We start from the raw sequence: 2,078 nt of genomic DNA on the forward strand, positions 1-2,078 counted from the left end.
CGGTCCGGGAGCAACGGCTCGATCCGCGCCCACTGCGCATCAGTCAACGACACACCGGACCAACGATCCGATGATCTAAACGAAACGCCCTAGTCGCTCGTGGCGGGTGACCTCGGTGCGACCGTCGAAGACGATCAGGTCGTTGGCGTGCAGCAGCACCCTCAGCTGGCGGCCGATGAACCGCACCGGCACCGAGTAGGCGTTGCCGCGGACGCTCACCTGCCCGAAGCGGTCGACGCGCGGGGTGAACCAGCGACCGGTCTCGAACGGCTCGGTTGGCAGCGGCTTGAGCAGCGACTGCTCGGCGGCGAAGTACTCGCCGACCGTGCGGGTCCGTGAACGCAGTCGGCGGCCCTCGTCGGCCAGGTCCCAGCCGTCGACCATCGCGTTGAGCTCGGTCAGGGACGAGACCTCTGGCACGGGGACCAGGTGGTTGCGGCGGAAGTACCCGATTTGGCCCTCGACGCCGCCCTTCTCGTGGGCGCCCTCGATGCCGGGACGGCAGTAGAAGGGCTCGATGCCCCAGTGCGAGCGGAACGCGGTCCAGCGGTCGGCCTCCACCCGGCCCCGGGTCAGTCCCAGGACCCGCTCGACCGCGGCCCGCAGGTTGTCGTAGCGAATGTGGCCGCGTGGGACGCCGCCCAGCATTCGGAAGGCGTGCACGTGGCCTTCGAAGAAGGCCTCCTGGCCGGCGGTGGCGAAGACGCGGTGCACGGCTTTGCCGGAGTACGACAGGCGCAGTGAGAAGAGGTAGACCTTCGTCATCTTTCCGGCGAGCACGATGTGGAACTCGCCGAAGTCGACCTCCGCCTCGGCCCCGGGCAGATGGGTCTGCGGAACGAACATCGCCTGCGGCCCCAGTCCGGCCTGTCGGCGCACTTCCGGCCGACGGGCCTTCACGTGCACGCGGACCATTGGATAGGAGATGTCGCTGGCATCGTGCTCGTCGACCAAGCGGTCGAAGATCCGCTGAGCGGTGTGCCGCTGCTTGGCCGGCGCGTCCAGGTCCGCCCGAAGCATCTCGTCGATCAGCTGCTTGTACGGGTCCAGGCGCGACTCGCGCGGCCGAGGCTTCTTCCTCGGCTCTGGCCACTGCCCGTCCAAGGCCCGACGAACCGTTCGCCAGGTGACGTTGTACTTGCGCTGCAGCGCTCGTTGGGACAGTCCGTTGCGGTCGTGGTCACGGCGAATCGCGGCGTAGAGATCTACCTTCGACTCCGACATCGAGCCCCCTACGGGAGAAGCACACTCCACGCTCCCACCGCAAGACCCCTGCTGACGTCAAAACAAACCGACACGGCAAACTCGGTCAGAAGGTGACTCCCGCAAGCACCTCGGAACGACTCCCACCCTCAGTTACAAAGCCAGTGGGTCTTCTCCGCCCAGTCGATTCCGCAGTAGATCACTGTGTTCTCTTTCCGTGTGCGGTGTTTGCGCTGGTCACGAGCGCATGCGGGCCACGCAGCTCCCTAATTCAAGGTCTCAACCATCAGGGTCGGACCTACGCCTCACTAGCTGTTGTTCGTGGCACCAGCGCACCGCACGGGCCCCGGTCTATGCGAGAGCTCAGAGGGCTCTGCAGCAATGAGAGGTCACCGTGCGACGGGCTCGTCCCACGAACACCAACGAGGGATCAAGGCGACGGGTGTTGACGCTCGACGGTCCCGGACGTTGCCGCTCTAACAGGAGGCATCGTTGCCGGACCCAACAAAGGCATCCTGGAACCGACGCACGCCCACATCCCCAGGTGGAGGCGACCCCGAGGACGCCGGACGCCGCCCGTCTAACCCGAGGCATCACGGCCCGCCGCGCAATAGGCATCCGCCCGGCGCCCACGCGACCGCCACCACCACAAGCACCGAGGCCCGCCCGCACGCTCTAACCAGAGGCTTCTCAAGCCCAGCTCGAAGAAGGCGTAGCGGACCTCAGCACTCGAACACCCCACCAACCCCACCCGGAGCCGCCGGAGTGCTTAGCAAGGAATTAGACCCAACGGGTTCGACCTTGGTGGCCGCCAGGGGTCCCGTCCATGCTGCTGCACGGTTGTGAGGCAGCACGCCGCCCTTCTCTGGGACGAC

The 2,078-nt window shown here is 66.6% G+C and carries 1 protein-coding gene; it reads right to left on the bottom strand.

Annotation, left to right across the window (positions count from 1 at the left end; all coding sequences use genetic code 11):
- Positions 1 to 75: 75 nt before the first annotated feature.
- The gene (gene istA, locus ACZ7P3_RS42545; RefSeq protein ID WP_472090052.1) at positions 76 to 1,224 is read right to left on the bottom strand and encodes an IS21 family transposase; all 1,149 of its coding nucleotides are present in this window, start codon (positions 1,222 to 1,224) and stop codon (positions 76 to 78) included.
- Positions 1,225 to 2,078 lie beyond the last annotated feature (854 nt).

Source organism: Streptomyces sp. NPDC107581 (genome assembly GCF_055657175.1).